The following is a 20130-nucleotide window of genomic DNA, read 5'->3' on the forward strand; positions in this document are numbered from 1 at the left end:
GGTTCTGTTGCCCCGCCGGGGCGCACAGCAACGACAATGGCGCCCTTTCGCCGGCCCTGCGGCCGGCGCGCCCGCCGCAGGGCGATATCGCACACAAGGAATTCCGTGTTCAAGAACATGATCATCTACCGCATCGCCGAGTGGCATGCGGAACTGCCCCAGCTCGAGGAAGCCCTGGCCCGCACCCCGTTCGTGGAGTGCGGCGCCACCCAGGAGAAATCCGTAGGCTGGGTGCCGCCCCGGGGCGAGGCCCACGGCGCCCTGGTCGAATCCGTGGCAGGCCACTGGATCCTGCGTTTCATGACCGAAACCAAGATGCTCCCGGGATCGGTCCTGGCGCGCAAGGTCAAGGACAAGGCCGCGCGCATCGAGAAGGAAACCGGCCGCAAGCCGGGCAAGAAGGAAACCCGCGAGCTCAAGGACGAGGCCAAGCTGGACCTGCTGCCGATGGCGTTCACCAAGCAGGGGTCGATGTGGATCTGGATCGACACCGAGGCGCGGCTGCTGGTGCTCGACACGGGCAGCCAGGGCCGTGCGGACGAGGTCGTTTCGCTGCTGGTGGAAGCGCTGCCGGGCCTGTCCGTTTCCCTGCTCGACACGCAGACCTCGCCGCAGGCCGCCATGGCCCACTGGCTGAAGGAGCAGGAGCCGCCGGTGGGCTTCAGCGTGGACCGTGAGTGCGAACTCAAGAGCGCGGACGAATCCAAGGCCGTGGTCCGCTATGCGCGCCACCCGCTCGACATCGACGAGATCCGCGAGCACATCGCCGGCGGCAAGCTGCCCACCAAGCTCGCGATGAGCTGGGACGACCGTGTCGCCTTCGTGCTGACCGAAGGCCTGCAGATCAGGAAGGTGTCGTTCCTCGACACGGTGTTCGAGGGCCGCGGGCAGGACGATTCAGGCTTCGACACCGACGTGGCGATCGCCACGGGCGAGCTCTCCAAGCTGATCCCCGACCTGATCGAGGCACTGGGCGGCGAGGGCCGCACGGGCCTGGACGGCCCGGCAACGGCACCGGGCGAGCGCAAGGCCGGGGCGGATGACGCCGCTGCCGCACCGGCCGCTGCCACGGCGGGCGCGGACGACGACGCACCGTTCTGACCGGGCAGCACGGTCCGGGGGCCTGCGCGCCGCGACACCGCCGGGGCTGCTCCAGCCTCCGGCGCTGATTTGGACCGGTGCGGCTACCATCGCCCCCCATGGCGCTCAACTGGGTCTGGATCGGCTTTTTCACCATCGCGTTCGTGACCGCCGCCGCGCGCTGGGCCCTGGGCGACGCGGATGTCTTCCAGGCGCTGCTGGCCGCGATGTTCGCGGCCGCGCGCTCGGGTTTCGAGATCTCCCTGGGCCTGGCCGGCGTGATGGCGCTCTGGCTGGGCCTGATGCGCGTGGGCGAGCGTGCCGGCATGGTGGAACTGCTCGCGCGCGCGGCCGGCCCGCTGCTGCGGCGCCTCTTTCCCGGGGTGCCGCAGGGTCATCCGGCGCAGGGCGCGATGACCATGAATTTCTCGGCCAACCTGCTGGGCCTGGACAACGCGGCCACGCCGCTGGGGCTCACCGCCATGCGCGAGTTGCAGTCGCTGCACACGGGCCCGCGCGACACGGCCAGCGATGCGCAGATCATGTTCGTGGTCATGAACACGGCCGGGCTCACGCTGATCCCCACGTCGGTGATCGCGATCCGCCAGAGCGTCGCCGTGCAGCAGGGGCTGGGCACCGGCTTCAACGCGGCGGACATCTTCCTGCCCACGCTGCTGGTCACCTTCATCGCGCTGATCGCGGGTGTGCTGGCCGTGGGCCTGTGCCAGCGGCTGCCGCTGTGGCGTCCCCGGCTGCTGCTGCCCCTGGCGGCCGTGTCCGGGCTGCTGGGCGCGGCCGTGTGGGCGCTGGGCCGGCTGCCCGCCGAACAGGCGTCCCGCATCGCGGGCACCATCGGCGCGGCGGTGATCCTCGGCATCGTGATGCTCTTCATCCTGGCCGGGGCGGTGCGCCGCATCAACGTGTACGACGCCTTCATCGACGGCGCCAAGGAAGGCTTCGGCGTGGCCGTGCAGATCGTTCCCTACCTGGTGGCGATCCTGGTGGCCATCGGCGTCTTCCGCGCGGCCGGTTGCATGGACGCGCTGCTCGCGGCGGTGGGAGCGTGCGTGGCGGCGCTGGGCTGGAACACGGATTTCCTGCCGGCCCTGCCGGTGGGGCTGATGCGGGTGCTGTCCGGCGCGGGCGCGCGCGGGCTGATGATCGACGTGATGCAGGCGCACGGCGTGGACTCGTTCGCCGGGCGCCTCGCCGCGGTCATGCAGGGCTCTGCCGAGACCACCTTCTACGTGCTGGCGGTGTACTTCGGCAGCGTGGGCGTGAAGCACACGCGCCATGCCCTGGCCTGCGCGCTCTTCGCCGATGCCGTGGGGCTGGCCGCCGCGATCGCGGTGGGGTATGCGATGCTGCGCTGAACGGGGAAGGCTGCCGCACGGCAGCCGAAGAAAAAGCCGCGCCTCCCTGGCGGGAAGACGCGGCCTGCGACGGATCGGAAGGTCCGGGAACCGTCAGGGGGCCTTGGCCACTGCCGCCAGAGCGGTGCCAATGACGGGAGCACCCTCATTCTCGGCGGAACGGTCGAACACCAGCGTCTTGCCGAACACCAACTGCACCCAGGTGGGGTAGGTATAGGCGGTGCCCTTGTTGTGGTCGATGATGGCGCCGATGCCGCCGCCGAAGATGATGTTGCCTGCCAGGCCGGCGTTGGCGCGCGAGATGCCGCGGCCGAGGGCGTCGGGATGCTGGGGATCCTTGCAGACGATGTCCAGGTCCTTGCCGGAACGGCGCACCTGCGACGTGACGCCGGACTTCACCGCCGTAGTGCCGTAGTCGTTGGTGACATTGCATTCGGCGCCGGAAACGAGATCGCCCTTGTCGTTCCTGGTCTCGATCTTCATCGGTTGCGTGGTGTCGTTCATCACCGAAGCGCAGCCCGTCAGTGCCAGGGCCGCCGCGGCCCCCAAAACCATGCGTTGCATGAAATCCCTCTTCCTTGCTGTTGGGTTGGACGCGCGGGATTGCAACCATATGAAACTAGCGGACGCGCTGCGGTTACGGTATTTGCCGGACAATCCGGCTTTTCCTTTTCTCTTTTCCGAACGATTCCAGGACGCTTCCCGTGACCGACGCCGCGCAATGCCCCGAACTTCCCGACCATCTTTCCATCGATCCGCGCAGCCAATTCCACGTGCCCGCCGCGTTCGAGCACGACATCGGCATCCGCTTCAACGGCAAGGAGCGCTTCGACGTGGAGGAATACTGCGTGAGCGAGGGCTGGATCAAGGTGCCGGCCGGCAAGACGGTGGACCGCAAGGGCCGGCCGCTGCTGCTCATGCTCAAGGGAACGGTGGAAGCGTTCTACAAATGAAAAATCCGCCGTGATGGCGGATTTCATGTACTGGCGGTCCGCCAGCGCGGCGGCAAAGTCACTCGCACTGGAACCGTACCTGCAGCACGGACGGCTTGCCGGACGTGCGTGACACGGCCGTGCAGCGCTTCACGGCATCGTCCGTGCGCTGGACCAGGCGCACCGTGCCACCGGCGTAGTCGCACGACAGGAATTTGCCCTGAGGGTAGTCGCCCTCGAAAGACCACATGGCGGTGGAGCCGCCCTTGCCGGGCTTGTCCGACTGCGGGACCAGGGCGGCCCCCTGCGCGGGCGGGCCGTCGAACAGGTTGTATCCCGTCAGGCGCAGCGGCCGTGTGTCCAGCACGATGTCGGTGCCGGCGGGCAGGCCGGACGCAGTGGCCCGGGGGGCGTCGAGCTGGACCGTGGCCGGGCATTCCAGCGTGGTGGGTGCGGCCATGGCCGCACCGGGCAGGCCGGCGGCTGCCAGGAGGAGGATGGCCAGCAGGGAGGGGCGGCCGGCCTGGGAACGGGGTGCGGGAGAAGGAGTCATGGAAAGGCCTGGTTCGTTCTCTTCACTCTATGACGGAATACGCCGCGGCGTTGTTGCTGGGATCGGTGTAGTCGCCGTTCTTGCGCTGGGGCTTGGGACGCACGTAGCGCATCGACACCTTGGGCTTTTGCGTATCGCTCAGCCACTGGTCCATGATCCAGATGCCGCCGGCATCCTGCGAGATGAAGAAGGCCGCATGGTTGCCGGTGGGCAGGCTGCCGTATTTGCCGGCGCTGTTGAACGTGGCGATGGCCGTGCCCTTCTTGATGGCGGCATTGCCGAACACGGTCTCGCCCTGCTTCCAGTTGCTGGTGTGCGGCAATTGGGCGTAGTGCTGCAGGAGCGCAACGCAGTGCTTGCTGCCGACCTTGTCGGTTCCCTCGAGCGCTGCGGCATTCTGGTAGATGTATGGCATCGGTTGTGTGATGGTCGCGCAAAGGAGGCGATCCTAGTCGGCCTTGCGCGGTTTGCCGGCGCTGTTTCCAATCGTTTCAAACCCGTTCGAAGATGGCGGCGATGCCCTGTCCACCGCCGATGCACATCGTCACCAGCGCGTAGCGCCCCTGGGTGCGGTGCAGCTCCGCGATGGCCTTGGTGGTGATGATCGCTCCCGTGGCGCCCACCGGGTGCCCCAGCGAGATGCCCGAGCCGTTCGGGTTCACCTTCGCCGGGTCCAGTCCCAGTTCCTGGATCACGGCGCAGGCCTGGGCGGCGAAGGCTTCGTTGGCCTCGATCACGTCGATGTCCTGCACCGACAGGCCCGTGCGCTGCAGCACTGCGCGCGTGGCGGGCACCGGGCCGATGCCCATGTAGGCCGGGTCCACGCCGGCATGCGCGTAGCCGACCAGGCGCGCCAGCGGCCTAGCGCCCAGCGCGGCTGCGCGGTCGCCAGCGACCAGCACCACGGCGCCGGCACCGTCGTTGATGCCCGAGGCATTGCCCGCCGTCACCGTGCCGCCGTCCTTCTTGAACGCGGGCTTCATGCCGGCCAGCACCTCGACCGTGGTGCCGCCGCGCACGTGCTCGTCGGTGTCGAACAGCGTGGTCGTGCCCTTGCGGCCGGGGATTTCCACCGGAACGATCTGTTCATTGAAGTAGCCTGCCTCGATGGCCGCCGCCGCGCGGCGCTGGCTTTCTGCCGCCAGCCGGTCCTGCGCCTCGCGGCCGATGCGGTAGCGCTCGGCCACGTTCTCGGCAGTGATGCCCATGTGCATCTTCTGCCACGGGTCGTGCAGGATGCCCAGCATGTAGTCGGTGCTCTTCGCGTCACCCATGCGCGCGCCCCAGCGCGACGCGGTGTCGAAGTAGGGGCCCCGGCTCATCGATTCGCTGCCGCCCCCGATCGCCACGTCGCAGTCGCCCAGGGCGATGGCCTGCGCCGCAGACACGATGGCCTGCAGGCCCGAGCCGCAGAGGCGGTTGACGTTGAAGGCAGGGGTTTCCACCGGACAGCCCGCGTCGATGGCGGCCACGCGCGCGAGGTAGGCATCCTTCGTGTCGGTGGGGATCACGTTGCCCATCACCACGTGGCCGACTGCATCGGCCGCGATGCCGCTGCGCTCGATGGCCGCGCGCACGGCCGTGGTGGCCAGCTGGGTGTTGGGGATGTCCTTGAGCGCGCCGCCGAAGGTGCCGATGGGGGTGCGGGCGATGGAGGCGATGAGGATGTCGCGGGAGGTCATGGCTGCAAGTCCTTCAGGAAATAAGAGCGGGAAGATCGATTCCACCGGCAGAACCCAAGCCGCTCAGTGTTCATTGACCCAGAGGGTTTTATAAGTTGTTGATTTGAAATGCCATTTTTAGAAGTAAAGCAATGCTTTACCTCTTTGGGTTAAACCCTGGTTTAAACACCGCTGCATCCGCCAGATACCAACGGGCCCAGCGTCTTTGGCCGACGACGCCGATCGAACCATCATTGCGGAGCTCATCCAGCAGCTTTTGCACGGCTTTCATGGTGAGCGATGGCAGCACTTGGCGGAATTCGCTCAGCGGCGCGCCTGCCTCACCTTGGTCTTTGAGGTGCTGCAGCAATAGAGCCTTGTTGGTTCCACGGTCCAACCCCCGTCTGCGGGTATAGGTGCCTTTGCTGCCCAACGTCGCATACAAGGCAGCTGCCAGCATGTATCTGGCGGTCTTTCCCCGTCCCATCACCTCGACCGCACCCACCTCTGCCAGGGTGGGCAGGCGTTCCTGCAACTCGGGCGTCAGAGCGCGATCCTGCTCAAGGCGCTCCAATGCCAGATAGTCCAGCGTTGAGAAGCTACGCAATCTTTCCTCTCCCAGCCGCTCCATGAACCGCACGAACGCCGGGTTGCGCACGCCGCCTTCCAGCGTCAGCCGCACCTCGTGCGCAGCAGTGCCCGCGAAACTGGGCAGCGGCTTGCCTTGGCGCACAGCGCTCTCCATCATCAGGTTGAGGCCCTGGCCAGAGCGTTCGATCAACCCGCAGCGCGCAAGCGCCTCGGCCAGACGGCGATTGCGCGGATTTTGCTGGTCGATGATGTTCTCGGGCGTGATGCCCGCTGGCAAGCCACCGGGACTCACCACCTCCAGCCGCTTGGCGAACTGGCGCACGAAGATGGAGCCACCCAGCCGATAGTCTCGGTGGGCCACGGCGTTCAGCAAGGCCTCGCGGACTGGCACTTCGTCGAAGGTGGGCAGATCCATGCGGAAGAAATCGTCCTGGTAGCTTTGCCGGTCGTTGCGCAGGTTGATCTTTTTCCACAGTGCGTCTTGCCAGGAGAAAAAACCTGCGCGGTACTCCTCCCGGTCGGCGGCAGGTCCAGCCGCTTCAGAGGAGCGGTATTCGAACACCAGCTCAGCCTGGGCCAACCATCGCGTGAGGCCTGCGCGCGTACCGAACAGGATGAGCGCCGCATAGCTCACCTGATCGCCCTCCACCAGTAGTTCGGCATCGCGCAAGGTCTGTTGGTCGTTCAGGTCGTGCTTGCGCAGGTCGCCACTTTTCTTTGCCCAACGTTCACGAAAGAGGGCTATGGATCCCGGGTTCAGGTCTGCCAGCGTGGCGCCCTGGCACGGCTGGGCTGAAAAGTCGGGTCCGCCTTCAGCAAACATGACTCTCAGCTCGTGATCAGCCAGTGGAACCAAGTCATCGCCCGCGCGCTTGAGGTAACTGCCATCCACATTCCAGGCCGTGCCAGGCAGACGCGGTGGCACATGCACCAACAGCACGCGCCCCTCTGGCAGGCGCAACTCTTCCACCGGAATGCGGTGCCCCAGACGCTGGTGCAGACCAGCCTCAGTACGGCCCGGGTCTTCAAAAGACTGCGTGCCCACTATGCGCCGAGGCCGCTTGTCCGTCACGCCCAGCACCATGGTGCCGCCGCCTTCGTTGGCCAGGGCCACGCAGTACTTGAGAAGCTTTTCGAAGTCGTAGCGCTGCTTGGCTTCCTTGAACTCGAGATGTTGGCCTTCAGGTTCGAGCAACCACTGTTGGAGCTGGGCAAGAGAAGTGGGCATGGCGACGGCAGGTGTGATGCCGTGGAGTTTAGAGATTCCAGTGGCATGCTCCACATGGAACGAGTACGTACCGACATACGGCGTCAGCCGCTGAATTTGCCGGTTTCAGCGCTCTGCAGCCCCAGCCAGGTCATCCAGGATCGGGCAATCCGGCCGCCCATCCCCCTGGCAGCAGCCCACCAGTTGCTGCAGCGAGCGCTGCATCGCCTGCATGGCGGCGATGCGGCGGCCCAGGTCGTCGATGTGGGACTGGGCGATGCGCTTGACCTCGCGGCTGGCGCGGTGCTGGTCCTGCCAGAGGCCGAGCAGGGTGGCGATCTCCTCCATGGAGAAGCCCAGGTCGCGCGCACGGCGGATGAAACGCAGGGTGTGGACATCCGCCTCGGTGTACTGGCGGTAGCCGCTGTCCGTGCGCGCCACGTTCCGCAGCAGGCCGAGGGCCTCGTAGTGGCGGACCATGCGCTGCGAGACGCCCGCCCGTGCAGCGGCCGTGCCGATGGGCACGGGACCATCGGCCGCCGTGGCAGGAGGAGCCTGTACCGCGCCGGATGGCGGGCCCGCGGGCCCGGCGCGGCATTGCCCGGGGGCCGCGCTCATGCGGCGACGGTGTAGCCTTCTTCGGTGATGGCGGCGGCCAGCGCCTCGCGGGGGCTGTCGCTGTCCACCAGTACGCGGCCGGTGGGCAGGTCCACCTGCACGGTGGCGTCGGTATCGACGCTGCGCACGGCGTGGACGACGGCGCGTTCGCAGTGGCCGCAGGTCATGCCCTGGACCTGGAAGCTGTGTTGCATGGTGGGCTCCTTTTCAAAAACGGTGGAATGAATGCACGTGTGGCGGGATCTTGAAGCCTGACATGGTGGCAGAGTCAAGCACCGGCCGCATGCGGGTCCGGCCTTGACCTTGCCATGATGTCAGGGGTTAAGGTGCCGGCATGGATGCTTCCCCTGATTCTTCTTCCGCCCCTGCGGCTGCCCTGGCGGAGCGGTCCGTGGACCTGGGCATTGGCGGCATGACCTGCGCGAGCTGCTCGGGCCGTGTGGAGCGCGCGTTGCGCAAGGTGCCGGGCGTGCGCAGCGCCGAGGTCAACCTGGCCACCGAGCGCGCGCATGTGGTCTATGCCGTCGCGCCGGACGGGGCGCCGGCTTCCATGGACGGGCTGCTGCGCCGTGCCGTCCGCCATGCGGGCTACGAGCCGCGCGCGGCGGATGCGCCGGAGCCGCCGGATGCGGCCTCGCCCTGGGCCGGCTTCGGGCCTGTGGCCGCCGGTACCGCGCTGTCGTTGCCGCTGGTATTGCCCATGCTCGGCGGCCTGGCGGGGCAGGACTGGATGCCGCCGGCCTGGCTGCAGTGGCTGCTGGCCACGCCCGTGCAGTTCGTGCTGGGTGCACGCTTCTACCGCGCGGGCTGGCATGCGCTGCGCGCGCGCGCCGGCAACATGGACCTGCTGGTGGCCATCGGCACCAGCGCGGCCTACGGCCTGTCGCTGTGGCTCTGGCTCGCGTCCGGGCACGGGGCGGGGCATGCGCCGCACCTGTATTTCGAGGCGTCGGCCGTGGTCATCACCCTGGTGCTGCTGGGCAAGTGGCTGGAGGCGCGTGCCAAGCGGCAGACCACGGCGGCAATCCGCGCGCTGCATGCGCTCCGGCCGGACGCCGCCCACTGGATCGGCCCGGATGGCGAGGTGGACCTGCCCGTGGCCGAGGTGATGGCGGGGGACCGCATCGCCGTGCGCCCCGGCGAACGCGTGCCGGTGGATGGCACGGTGCTCGAAGGGCACACGCAGGTGGACGAGTCCATGCTGACCGGCGAGCCGCTGCCGGTGGCGCGCGGGCCGGGCGATGCGGTGACGGGCGGATCGGTGAACGGCGATGGCCGCGTGGTGATGCGGGTGGCGGCCGTGGGCGCTGAGACGGTGCTGGCGCGCATCATCCGCCTGGTGGAGGATGCGCAGGCGGCCAAGGCGCCGATCCAGCGGCTGGTGGACCGGGTCTCGGCCGTGTTCGTGCCGGTGGTGCTGGCGCTGGCGCTGTGCACGCTGCTGGGATGGCTCGCCTCGGGCGCGGATCTGGAGGCGGCGCTCATCCATGCTGTGGCAGTGCTGGTGATCGCGTGTCCCTGCGCGCTGGGCCTGGCCACGCCGGCAGCGATCATGGCGGGCACGGGCGCAGCCGCGCGGCACGGCATCCTCATCAAGGATGCGGAGGCGCTCGAGGCGGCGCATGGCGTGGACACCGTCGCATTCGACAAGACGGGCACGCTGACGCTGGGCCGCCCCCGCCTGCAGGCGTTCGAGGTGGCGCCCGGGGAGGACGCGCGGAGGCTGCTGGCGGCCGCTGCCGCGCTGCAGGCGGGCAGCGGGCATCCGCTGGCGCATGCCACGCTGCAGGCCGCGCGCGAGCGGGGCCTGGCGCTGCCCGAGGCCGCGGAAGCCGCAGGCGCGGTACCGGGCCAGGGAGTGGAGGGCCGGACCGGGGGCACGCTCTGGCGCATGGGCAGCCTGCGCTGGATGGCCGCACTGGGCGCCGCGGTGCCGCAACCGCTGGACGAGCGGGCGCGGGCGCTGCAGGAAGCGGGTGCCACGGTGTCTGCACTGGCCGAACAACTGCCGGACGGCGGCCATGCCGTGCGCGCCGTGCTGGCTTTCGGTGACGAGCCCAAGCCCGGCGCGGCCGCGGCGATCGAGTCCCTGCGGGCGCGGGGGCTGCGGGTGGCCATGCTGTCGGGCGATAACCGCGGAGCCGCCGAGGCGATGGCGCGGCGGCTGGGCCTGCGGCCCGAGGCGGGCGAAGTGATGGCGGAAGTGCTGCCGGGCGGCAAGGCCGAGCGCGTGGCGCAACTCCAACGCGGCAGTGCGCAGGCACCTGGCGAGCCGGGCCGGAACATCGTGGCCATGGTGGGCGATGGCGTGAACGACGCGCCCGCGCTGGCAGCGGCCGACGTGGGCATCGCGATGGGCAACGGCACCGACGTGGCCATGCATGCGGCCGGCATCACGCTCATGCGTGGCGATCCGGCCCTGGTGGCGGCTGCCATCGACATATCCCGGCGCACGGTGGTCAAGATCCGGCAGAACCTGTTCTGGGCGTTCGCATACAACGCTGCGGGCATTCCGCTGGCCGCGCTGGGCTACCTCAGCCCGGTGGTGGCCGGGGCGGCCATGGCTCTCAGTTCGGTGAGCGTGCTGGCAAATGCCTTGCTGTTGAAGCGCTGGCGCCTTTAGAAAAGCAATCGCTTCGGTTACGCTTGGAGGAGGTTCAGCTACGTTTTGTTTCATTCATAGCCGGCTCGCATCGACGCGCTGGGGAGATTAGAGGAAGGCAATCATGAAATTCGATTCGCTCATGCGCGGGTTCACGATCCGTGTCCGCATGCTCGGGGCCATCGGCGTCGTACTGTGTCTGCTGGGACTGCTCGGCGGTGCGGGCATGCTGGGCATGTTCCGCATCCACGCGATGAGCGAGGAGTTCATCGGCCATTCCTTCTCGGAGGTGAGCGCCATGGCCGAGCTGCGCGGCGAGATGGGCAACATCCGCCAGCACGAGAAGGACATGATCATCCAGTACGAGAAGCCCGAGGGTGTGCAGAAGTCGCATGCGGCCTGGCTGGAAAGCCTGGACCGTGCCAAGAAGGCCGCCGCGCGCTTCCAGGACGGCGGGCAGGACAAGGACAACGAGCTGGCCACCGACATCGTGAAGCGGCTCGATGCCTACCGCACGCAGTTCGCGAGCGTCGCGCGCCAGCTTGAGGCCGGCGGCTATGACAGCGCCACCATCGCCAATCGCATGAGCACCAAGGCCGTGGCGGAATTCGCCGAGGCCGACAAGCTGCTTTCCCAACTGGACAGCGAACTGCGCAATGAAGTGGCGGAGGTGACCGCGCGCCAGCAGTCCGTGTCCGAGCAGACCAAGTGGCTGTTTGCCCTGGCGGTGGTGATCACCGTGGCGGTGGTGGTGCCGCTCACGCTGCTGAACATGAATTCCATCTGCCGCCCGCTGGTGGAGGCGCGCCGCATGGCCCAGGCCATCGCCGGCGGCGACCTGTCGCAGCGCATGCATGTGGAGGGCCGCGACGAGGTGGCCGACCTGCAGCGTTCGCTGCAGGGCATGCAGCAGGGGCTGGGCGCGCTGGTGTCGCAGGTGCGCGATGCGAGCGGCAGCATCGCCACGGCCAGCCAGGAGATCGCCTCGGGCAACCAGGACCTGTCCTCGCGCACGGAGCAGACCGCCAGCAACGCGCAGGAGGCGGTGGCCTCGCTGTCGCAGCTCACGTCCACGGTGCAGCAGACGGCCTCCTCCTCGCAGGTGGCCAACCAGCTCGTCGCCTCCGCATCGGGCATCGCCACGCGGGGCGGCGCCGTGGTGCAGCAGGCCGTGGCCAGCATGCACGAGATCTCGGCCTCCAGCCGCAAGATCGGCGACATCATCGGGCTCATCGACTCCATCGCGTTCCAGACCAACATCCTGGCGCTGAATGCGGCCGTGGAGGCCGCCCGGGCCGGCGAGCAGGGCCGCGGCTTCGCCGTGGTGGCCGGAGAGGTGCGCAGCCTCGCGCAGCGCAGCGCCCAGGCCGCGAGCGAGATCAAGGGCCTCATCGGCTCCAGCGTGGCGGCCGTGGACGGCGGCGTGCGCCACGTGGAGGATGCGGGCTCCGCCATGAAGGAGATCGTGGAGAGCGTGCAGCGTGTCTCGGACATCATCGGCGAGATCAACTCCGCCGCCGCCGAGCAGTCTTCCGGCATCGGGCAGGTCAATGGCTCCGTGGGCGAGATCGACCGCATGACCCAGCAGAATGCCGCGCTGGTGGAGCAGTCCGCCGCGGCCGCGGAATCGCTGCGCGAGCAGGCGGCGCGCTTGTCGCAGGTGGTGCAGCAGTTCCACCTGGACGATGCCGCGGTGGCGCACCGTGCCACGGCCGCACCCGGTTCCGGCGCCTATGGCGATGCGGCGGTGCTGCCGGCCGGTGGCCGGACGGCGTTGCTGTCGGCTTGATGGAAGGGAGGCGGGGGGTTAGGCCCGTTCCCCGCCTCAGCCGCAGGATGGTGCGGTCTTTTCGCGTCCCCGGCGGTATCCCAGTACTGCGCCAAGGGCCACGGAAATTGCCATGACTGCGGGGATAGGCGCATCGGGGGTCATTGTTTCGTGGGACGACCGCGGGAGTTTGCCCATCGGACCCCTGCAGCAGCCCCCAGCACGATGCCGGTCGGCACCACGCCGAGGAAAAGGATTCGTGTCAAAAAGCCCGCTTGCCCCTCGCCGAGCCCATGCGGTGAAGCGAACAGCAATCCGTAAGCTGCGAAAAGCAGTACAGCCGAAACCATGCCGCAGGCTGATCCTAAAAAGAGATGGAGAACGTTTCTCATGGCAACGCCAAGCCAGCTGGACTGATTTTGAGCCGGCATGTAATCGCGAATTAATTACTTCAGAGGAAGATCCGCTATGGCATCGCGCAGTTGGCGCGCCCGGACGGTGTTGAGTTCTGCAATGCATGCCAGACGCAGGATTTCGTGAGAATTACCGGCGCCTCCTCCGCTCAGTGATGCCTGAAATTTGCAGTGCGCATCGCGGTATTTATCGAACTCACTGTCGGACGCAGCCAATTCGGACTTGGCTCGGCTGGTGTATTTGCTATCTTCATCCCATTTGGAAAGGGCGATGATTGCATTGTTTCTTGACTGTCGTAAATCATCATTGCTGTCCGATGCCTTTTTTGACAGGCAATCATGCATCTCCGCTTGGGAGTAGGCGCTGCATGCTTCGCGCAAAGCGCTCTCGCCATCTCGAAGGCCTGACGAGGCTGCAATTGCGTTAAGGGAAAGCAGGAGTGCGAGAGTAATAAGAAGCTTTTGAAAATTTCCTACGACGACGGTGATTGAGAGTGTGGTCAGGATCATTTGCTTCCCCGACGAAAACCAACTATTGCACCGATAATGAAGCAGAGTGCCATGAATGCTAGGCAAATAATGTATATATCATTAATGTCGGAATCGGATTTTATATAACGCGGACCATACCAACGGGTAAATATGTCTGCCAAAAAATAAGATAGCAGACTTCCGAAAATTGCACCAAATAATGAATATAAAAATCGTTTCATGGCAGCTCCCAGAACCAGATCGATTTCGCTTCCCTAAAGTTGCTCCAGACGCCACTCCAGGATATTCTTGCATGAATACGGAGCCAGGAAGAAACTTCTGTCATTCTGCTTCCATTGTATAAATCGATATGATCACCCGTCATTCCTGGACCGTAATAGTCTTTAAAAAAGATGATTCCTTTTCTATGATCAATTTTTTCAAAGGCATTTGAGGCCTCTTCGCCACTGTATTTCGTCAGCTTCGATGGCAGGCGAGACGCCCCACCTGCAAGCCAATTGGCAAGCTCTTCCGCTCTGATGGCATATTTGGGATGGTCTTTTTGCCAAGACCAAGTACCACGATAGGTCCTCATGTCCACACCAGCCCTTATGAGCGCTGCCGACATATTAATAGCACATTGATTTTCGTAAACCGTTTTGTCAAGCAAGGGGTCATCCCTCCTAACATTCGGATGATTTTTCCATAGTTGTGAAAATGTCACCATTTTCGAGCCCTCCGATTCATAGAGATTGCAGGCATCTCCCAATGCCATGCTGTGAACCTCTGGTTCACATGAACAGGGGCATCCAAGAAAGGGCGACGGTAACGTGAACGCACCTTGAAATCACGTAACTTTCATTCATGCATCGCATAAGCAGTGAGGAGCCATGTTCACCGGCAAGAAAAAAGGCCTGCCTCGCGGACGCCACATCCGCGCGACAGGCCTTCCATGCCAGTGACTGGTCTTATGCGGGCACGTCGGGCTCTTCCTGCCCCTTCTTCGGTCCGAACCACGCCACATACAGCGCCGGCAGCACCACCAGCGTGAGCATCGTGGCCGTCACCAGTCCGCCGATCACCACGATGGCCAGGGGGCGCTGCGTTTCCGAGCCGATCTCGTGCGAGAGGGCCATGGGCAGCAGGCCCAGCATGGCGAGCATGGCGGTCATCAGCACGGTGCGCAGGCGCTGCATGGAGCCCTGGCGCACGGCCTCCACCACGCCCATGCCGCCGGCCTGCAGTTGCTGGAACACCGACAGCATCACCACGCCATTGAGCACGGCCTGGCCCGAGAGCGCGATGAAGCCGATGGCGGCCGACACCGACAGCGCGATGCCGAAGCCCCAGAGCGCCACGAAGCCGCCGATGAGCGCCAGGGGCACGTTCAGCAGGATGAGCGATGCCATCTTGACGGACTTGAAGGCGTCGAACAGCAGCACGAAGATCAGCAGCAGCGAGATGGGCACGACCACCGAGAGGCGCTTCATGGCGCGTTCCTGGTTCTCGAATTCGCCCGACCAGTTCACCTGGTAGTTTTCGGGGATCTTCACGTTCTTCTCGACGCGGGACTTCATGTCGGCCACGACGGAGCCCATGTCGCGCCCTGCGATGAAGATGCCGATGGCCGTGGTGCGGCGGCCGGCCTCGCGGGCGATGTTCATGGCGCCCGAGCTTTCGCGGATCTTCGCGACGTCGCCCAGCTGCACGTAGCCGCCGTCCGGCGTGGCGATGGGCGTGCGCGGCAGGTTGGCGATGGTGCGCTCGTCCGACGGCAGGCGCACGGCCACGGCGAACTTGCGCTCGCCTTCCCACAGGTTGGTGGCGGCCTTGCCGGCCAGGGCGGCCTCGATCACGTCCTGGATGTCGCTCACGTTCAGGCCGTAGCGCGCGGCGCGGTCGCGGTCGATGTCGATCAGCAACTGCGGCACCTGGCCCTCGCGGTCGATCTCGGCACGGGCCACGCCCTGTACCTGCTTGACCTCGCGGGCGATTTCCTCCGTGATGCGCTTCATCTCGGCCAGGTCGTCGCCGGCCAGCTTGATGACGATCTGGCCCTTGATCTGCGAGATCGATTCGAGCACGTTGTCGCGGATGGGCTGGGAGAACGCCGGGTCGATGCCGGGGATGGCGGAAAGCGCGCGGCCCATTTCCTCGGTGATCTTCGCGCGCGTCATGCCGGCGCGCCACTGGTCCTCGGGCTTCAGGTCGACAAAGATCTCGGCCATGGAGATGGTCTTGGGATCGGTGCCGTCCTCGGGCTGGCCGGCCTTGGAGACGGTGGTGCGCACCTCGGGCACCGACAGCAGGGCCTTGCGTGCCATGCGCAGGATGCGCGAGGCCTCTGCGGTCGAGACGTTGGGCGAGAGGCTGAAGTTCACCCAGGTGGTGCCTTCGTCGAGCTCGGGCAGGAATTCCGAGCCCAGGCGCGAGGCGGCCACCATGGCTACGCCGAACACGGCCAGCGCGATGACGACGACGGTGCGGCGGCGCTCCAGCGCCCAGTCCAGCACCGGCGCATACAGGCTCTTGGCGCGCGTGACCACGCGGTTGTCGCCGTGCGGCAGCTTGCGGCGCAGCAGCCAGTAGGCCAGCAGCGGCACCAGCGTGAGCGAGAAGATCAGCGAGCCGATGAGGGCGGTGGTGACCGACAGCGCCATGGGCTGGAAGATGCGGCCTTCGTGGCGCTGCAGTGCGAAGATGGGGATGTGCGCCGCGATGATGATGAGCATCGAGAACAGGGTCGGCCGGCCCACTTCGCCGGCGGCCTCGATGATGGTGTCGCGCCGGTCGCGGTCGTCCATGTCCTCTCCGCGCTCGGCCAGGCGGTGCATGATGTTCTCGATCACGATCACCGCACCATCCACGATGATGCCGAAGTCCATCGCGCCCAGGCTCAGCAGGTTGGCCGGCACGCCCATGATCTTCAGGCCCATGAAGGTGGAGAGCAGGGCGAGCGGGATGATGACCACCACGGCCAGGCTGGCGCGCAGGTTCGACAGGAAGATGTAGAGCACCAGCGACACCAGCAGCGCGCCTTCCACCAGGTTGTGGAAGACGGTGGTGAGGGTCTTGTCCATCAGCCAGGTGCGGTCGTAGAAGGGCACGATCTGCACGCCCGGCGGCAGGCCGCGCTCGTTCAGCTGGGCGATCTTGTCCTTCACGCCCTTGAGCACCACGCTCGGGTTCTCGCCTTTGCGCATGACCACGATGCCGGTGACGATGTCGTCGTCCAGGTCCTGGCCCACCACGCCCAGCTGGGGCACGGCGCCGATGCGCACCTGGGCGATATCGCGGATCAGCACGGGCGTGCCGCCCCGCGAGGCCACGACGATGCGGCCGATGTCCTCGGCCGAACGCAGCAGCCCCAGGCCGCGGATGGTGTACTGCTGTGCACCCTGGGCCACGTAGCTGCCGCCGGCATTGGCGTTGCCGCGGCCCAGCACGTCCAGCAGGTTCTGGAAGCTCACCTTGTACGCGCGCAGCTTGTCCATGTCGGGCTGCACTTCGTATTGCTTGATGGCGCCGCCCATGGCCACGACGTCGGCCACGCCGGGCACCTGCCGAAGGGCGCGCTCCACGGTCCAGTCCTCGAGGGTGCGGATCTCGGTGGTGGTGAGGCCGTCGCCCTTGAGGCGGTAGCGCATGATTTCGCCCACCGGCGTGGCGTTGGGCGCGATCTCGGCCTGCACGCCCTGAGGCAGATCGACGGTCGAAAGCCGCTCCGCCACCTGCTGGCGCACGATATTCACGTTGGCCGCGTCGTCGTACGTGACCACGGTGAACGAGAGCCCGAACTGCGTGTGCGAGAACACGCGGATGGAGTTGGGCAGGCCGGCCAGCGCCGTCTCGATGGGCAGCGTGACCTGCTTTTCCACTTCTTCCGGCGCGCGGCCGGGGAAGAGCGCGATCACGGTGACCTGGGTGTCGGTGACGTCCGGGAAGGCTTCCACGGACAGGTTCTTGAAGGCGATCACGCCCGCGAGCGCGAACAGCAGCACGCCCAGGACGATGAACAGGGGCTGGTGCAGGGCGTAGTGGATGAGACGCTTCATGGGGTCTCTTTCTTCACGGTGGCGGTGTCTTCGGCCATGGACTGGAACTGGCGCGCCAGCAGCAGGGCGTTCTGGTTCACCACGGCTTCGCCGGGCTGCAGGCCGGCGGCGACGAGCACCTCGGCCGGGCCTTCATGGGCGAGTTCGACCTTGCGCGGCTCGAACACGCCGGACTCGCGGCGCACGAAGACGATGTGCCGCGTTCCGTCCAGCACGATGGCGCTGGCAGGCACGACCACGCCGCCGGCGCGGCTTTCCTGCACGCGGGCGGTGGCCAGCATCTCGGCCTTCAGGCGGCGGTCGGCATTGGGCACTACGCCCCGCACCTTGATCGTGCGCGTGCCGGGATCGATGGCATCGGCCGTGGCCGTGACCTTGCCGGTGAAGGTGGCGCCGGGATAGGCCGGCACCTGCAGCGTGATCGGGTCGCCGGGGCGCAGCGAGGAGAGGTCGGTCTCGCGCGCGTCGATCTGCACCCAGAGGGAGGTCGGATCGGTCACCACGAAGAGCGCGGGGCCGGATTGGTCCGGGCGCACTTCCTGTCCGGGGTTGAGGTTGCGCTCGACCACCACGCCGCCGATGCCGGTGGAGAGGGCCAGTTGCTGGTTCACGCCGCTGGCGCTGCCGTAGAGGCGTGTGCGGGCCGCCGCGCGGGCCACCTCGGCCTGGGCTCCGGCGGCATCTGCCTCGGCCTGCTCCAGATCCTTGCGGGCGATGATGCCGGCCTCGAACAGCTCGCGCTGGCGCTTGAGCGATTGCTGCGCCAGCGACTGGCCGGCCTGCGCCTTGGCGGTGTCGGCCTGGGCCTGGCCGAAGTCGGGCGAGGCCAGCAACGCGAGCGGCGCGCCGGCCTTGACCGACTGGCCGAGATCGGCCTGGATGGTGGTCACGCGGCCGGCGAAGGCGGGGTAGATGCGCTGGGTGCGCTCTTCGTTCCACACCAGGCGGGCGGGCAGGTCCACCGCCACGTCCTTGGCGGCGCGGGCCTCCACGGTGCCCAGCAGGGCGAGCTGCGGATGTCCGGACGGAAAGCGCAGCTGGCCGGCCTGCATCACGGGCGGGGCGGGTTCTGCCGGCGTGGCGGTGGCTTCCGCGCCGGACTTGCCGCAGCCGGGCAGCAGCGCGCAGGCGGCGCCGAGCGCGGCCAGGGCCAGCAGGCCGCGCGCGGAGAGACGCCGCGCGGGAAGGGAGAGGAGGGGAGCCATCATGGTCGGGAGGTCCGGAAAGGAATGCGGTGGAAGGCGGGATGCAGGGCCGTGGCGCGGCGTTCACGCCGTGGTCATGGCATGCCGGTGAGCAGTTGCGGGCGCGTGCGCAGCAGCCAGGCGCCACGCGCCTTGGCGTAGTCGGCACGGGCGGCCAGCGCGTCCAGCAGCGTGGCGCGAAGGGTGCGCTGGGCGTCCAGCAGGTCGGTGAGGGCGATGGCGCCCTTGCGGTAGGCCAGCTCGGCGCTGTCGGCCACCTGGCGCGCGCGGGGCAGCACGCCCTGGTCATAGTCGGCGGCACGGCGGGCGGCGCTTTCCTGCGTCTGGCGCAGGCGCTGCAGGTCCAGCAGGGCCAGGCGGCGCGTGTTGTCCAGCGCATCCTGGGCCTTGGCATAGTCGGCCTGGGCGCGGCCGATTTCGCCCTGGTACTGGTAGCCCCACTGCAGCGGCATCTGCAGCCGCAGCTCGACCTGGCGGGTGGAGGTGCCGGGGAAGTGGTCGATGGAGGTGCCCACCGTCCAGTCGGACTTGCGCAGCGCGTTGGCGCCGTCCAGCGACGCCTGTGCGGCCTGGGCGCGGGCCAGGGCGGCGCGCACGTCGGCGCGGGTTTCGGCCCATGCGGCCAGGTCGGCGTCGGTGGCGGGCGGGTCGCCGGCCAGGGTGGGCCAGGGGGTGTCCACGGCCTGCAGGCGGCTGCCGGTGCTGCCCGTGACCTGGGCCAGCGCCAGTGCGGCGTCGCCCTGGGCCTGCTCGGCCGCACGGGTGTCGGCACGGGCACGCTCGGCTTCGATGCGGGTGCGCGAGGCGTCCTGCACCGAGAGATCGCCCGCCTTCACGCGGCGGTCGGCCATGCCGGCCACGTCGGCCAGGCTGCGCTCGATGGCGGTCACCTCGGCGAGGCGGTCCTGCGCGGCCAGCAGGTCGTAGTAGGCCGAGAGGGCCGCCTGCAACTGCTGGACCTGGGTGTCTTCCACGTCGGCTTCGGCGGCATTGGCCGTGCTTTCGGCCGCTTTCTTGCGCAGCGCGCGCTTGTCGCCGCGCTCCCAGGTCCAGTCGATGCCGATGGACTTGTCGATGCGCTTGCGCGTGAACACGTTGCCCGGCCCGGGGCCGTGCTGCAGGTCGATGGAGGCGGCCTTGGTGACCAGGTTGGGCAGGGGCGCGTGGTCGGCGCTGAGCACGTCGGCTCGCGCGCCGGCCAGTTCCTGCCGGGCCTGGTTGACTTCGCTGTTGTCACGGGCGGCGGCCAGGGCCTGGGACAGCGTCCAGCCGGTGCCGCGCGGGGCGGCCGCCATGGCGGGCGCAGGGACGGGCTGCGAGGGCGCGGGCATGGCCGCCGTGGCCTGGGCCTGGGCGGGGTGCGGCCCGGCCAGCCAGGCGCCGCCGCAGGCCAGGAGGCCGGCGGCGATCCGCAGCGCGGCGCCGCTGCGGAGGGAAAGGGAGGGGGGATTGGAGCGCATGGCCTGTTTATCGGCGTGCGAGCCTGACCACTGCCTGACCTGGCGTGCTGCCGGACGCCGGGCGCGACACAATGCGGCTTGTGCGCCACGGAGCGGGCCGCCGTGCCCGGCCCGGCTTTTCCCCTTTCCTCTTCTGGTGTA

17 protein-coding genes are annotated in these 20130 nt (G+C 67.5%); 5 read left to right on the forward strand and 12 right to left on the reverse strand.

What is annotated here, in order from left to right:
• Positions 1-105 precede the first annotated feature (105 nt).
• Together BLR05_RS14000 and BLR05_RS14005 are read left to right on the forward strand one after the other, a co-directional pair.
• Positions 106-1101, forward strand: a complete 996-nt coding sequence (locus BLR05_RS14000; RefSeq protein ID WP_092835192.1) for a recombination-associated protein RdgC — start codon at positions 106-108, stop codon at positions 1099-1101.
• Positions 1102-1199: 98 nt separating this feature from the next.
• A complete protein-coding gene (locus BLR05_RS14005) occupies positions 1200-2453 on the forward strand; it encodes a nucleoside recognition domain-containing protein (RefSeq protein WP_092835194.1) in 1254 nt (417 codons plus the stop codon).
• A gap of 93 nt (positions 2454-2546) precedes the next feature.
• Here the strand turns inward: BLR05_RS14005 and BLR05_RS14010 are convergent, their stop codons facing one another.
• Positions 2547-3017, reverse strand: coding sequence for a hypothetical protein (locus tag BLR05_RS14010; RefSeq protein ID WP_092835196.1), 471 nt, complete (start codon positions 3015-3017; stop codon positions 2547-2549).
• Positions 3018-3157: 140 nt separating this feature from the next.
• Between BLR05_RS14010 and BLR05_RS14015 the strand changes: the two genes are divergently transcribed.
• Positions 3158-3406, forward strand: coding sequence for a DUF3297 family protein (locus tag BLR05_RS14015; protein WP_092835198.1), 249 nt, complete (start codon positions 3158-3160; stop codon positions 3404-3406).
• Positions 3407-3464: 58 nt separating this feature from the next.
• Here the strand turns inward: BLR05_RS14015 and BLR05_RS14020 are convergent, their stop codons facing one another.
• From BLR05_RS14020 to BLR05_RS14045, 6 genes are all read right to left on the reverse strand, one after another.
• Complete coding sequence (locus BLR05_RS14020; RefSeq protein ID WP_092835200.1) at positions 3465-3938, reverse strand: STY0301 family protein; 474 nt, start codon at positions 3936-3938, stop codon at positions 3465-3467.
• A 22-nt stretch (positions 3939-3960) separates the two neighbouring features.
• On the reverse strand, positions 3961-4353 hold the full coding sequence (locus BLR05_RS14025; RefSeq protein ID WP_026432761.1) for a BPSL0067 family protein: 393 nt from the start codon (positions 4351-4353) through the stop codon (positions 3961-3963).
• A gap of 76 nt (positions 4354-4429) precedes the next feature.
• The gene (locus BLR05_RS14030; RefSeq protein ID WP_092835202.1) at positions 4430-5620 is read right to left on the reverse strand and encodes an acetyl-CoA C-acyltransferase family protein; all 1191 of its coding nucleotides are present in this window, start codon (positions 5618-5620) and stop codon (positions 4430-4432) included.
• A 136-nt stretch (positions 5621-5756) separates the two neighbouring features.
• The gene (locus BLR05_RS14035) at positions 5757-7418 is read right to left on the reverse strand and encodes an RNA/DNA-binding domain-containing protein (RefSeq protein WP_092835204.1); all 1662 of its coding nucleotides are present in this window, start codon (positions 7416-7418) and stop codon (positions 5757-5759) included.
• Positions 7419-7523: 105 nt separating this feature from the next.
• A complete protein-coding gene (gene cueR, locus BLR05_RS14040) occupies positions 7524-8015 on the reverse strand; it encodes a Cu(I)-responsive transcriptional regulator (RefSeq protein WP_225979038.1) in 492 nt (163 codons plus the stop codon).
• A complete protein-coding gene (locus BLR05_RS14045) occupies positions 8012-8209 on the reverse strand; it encodes a heavy-metal-associated domain-containing protein (protein WP_092835208.1) in 198 nt (65 codons plus the stop codon). The genes cueR and BLR05_RS14045 overlap by 4 nt, the downstream gene beginning before the upstream one ends.
• Positions 8210-8349: 140 nt before the next feature.
• On the opposite strand from BLR05_RS14045, the gene BLR05_RS14050 reads away from it, so the two are divergent.
• Together BLR05_RS14050 and BLR05_RS14055 are read left to right on the forward strand one after the other, a co-directional pair.
• The gene (locus tag BLR05_RS14050; protein ID WP_092835210.1) at positions 8350-10638 is read left to right on the forward strand and encodes a heavy metal translocating P-type ATPase; all 2289 of its coding nucleotides are present in this window, start codon (positions 8350-8352) and stop codon (positions 10636-10638) included.
• Between the two features lie 103 nt (positions 10639-10741).
• On the forward strand, positions 10742-12406 hold the full coding sequence (locus BLR05_RS14055; protein ID WP_092835212.1) for a methyl-accepting chemotaxis protein: 1665 nt from the start codon (positions 10742-10744) through the stop codon (positions 12404-12406).
• Positions 12407-12831: 425 nt separating this feature from the next.
• Here the strand turns inward: BLR05_RS14055 and BLR05_RS14060 are convergent, their stop codons facing one another.
• The 5 genes from BLR05_RS14060 to BLR05_RS14080 all read right to left on the reverse strand — a co-directional run bounded on the left by BLR05_RS14060 (position 12832) and on the right by BLR05_RS14080 (position 19989).
• Positions 12832-13308 (reverse strand): lysozyme inhibitor LprI family protein, encoded by a 477-nt coding sequence (locus BLR05_RS14060; protein WP_092835214.1) that lies wholly within the window; start codon positions 13306-13308, stop codon positions 12832-12834.
• 199 nt (positions 13309-13507) lie between these two features.
• Positions 13508-14044, reverse strand: a complete 537-nt coding sequence (locus BLR05_RS14065) for a type VI secretion system amidase effector protein Tae4 (protein ID WP_225979041.1) — start codon at positions 14042-14044, stop codon at positions 13508-13510.
• 193 nt (positions 14045-14237) lie between these two features.
• Positions 14238-17324, reverse strand: coding sequence for an efflux RND transporter permease subunit (locus tag BLR05_RS14070; RefSeq protein ID WP_092835218.1), 3087 nt, complete (start codon positions 17322-17324; stop codon positions 14238-14240).
• Positions 17321-18532, reverse strand: a complete 1212-nt coding sequence (locus BLR05_RS14075) for an efflux RND transporter periplasmic adaptor subunit (protein WP_092835220.1) — start codon at positions 18530-18532, stop codon at positions 17321-17323. The genes BLR05_RS14070 and BLR05_RS14075 overlap by 4 nt, the downstream gene beginning before the upstream one ends.
• Before the next feature lie 71 nt (positions 18533-18603).
• Entirely contained in the window at positions 18604-19989 is a 1386-nt protein-coding gene (locus BLR05_RS14080) for a TolC family protein (RefSeq protein WP_092835222.1), read from the reverse strand.
• Positions 19990-20130: the final 141 nt, after the last annotated feature.

The organism is Paracidovorax cattleyae (genome assembly GCF_900104515.1).
Taxonomy (GTDB): Bacteria; Pseudomonadota; Gammaproteobacteria; order Burkholderiales; family Burkholderiaceae_C; genus Paracidovorax; species Paracidovorax cattleyae.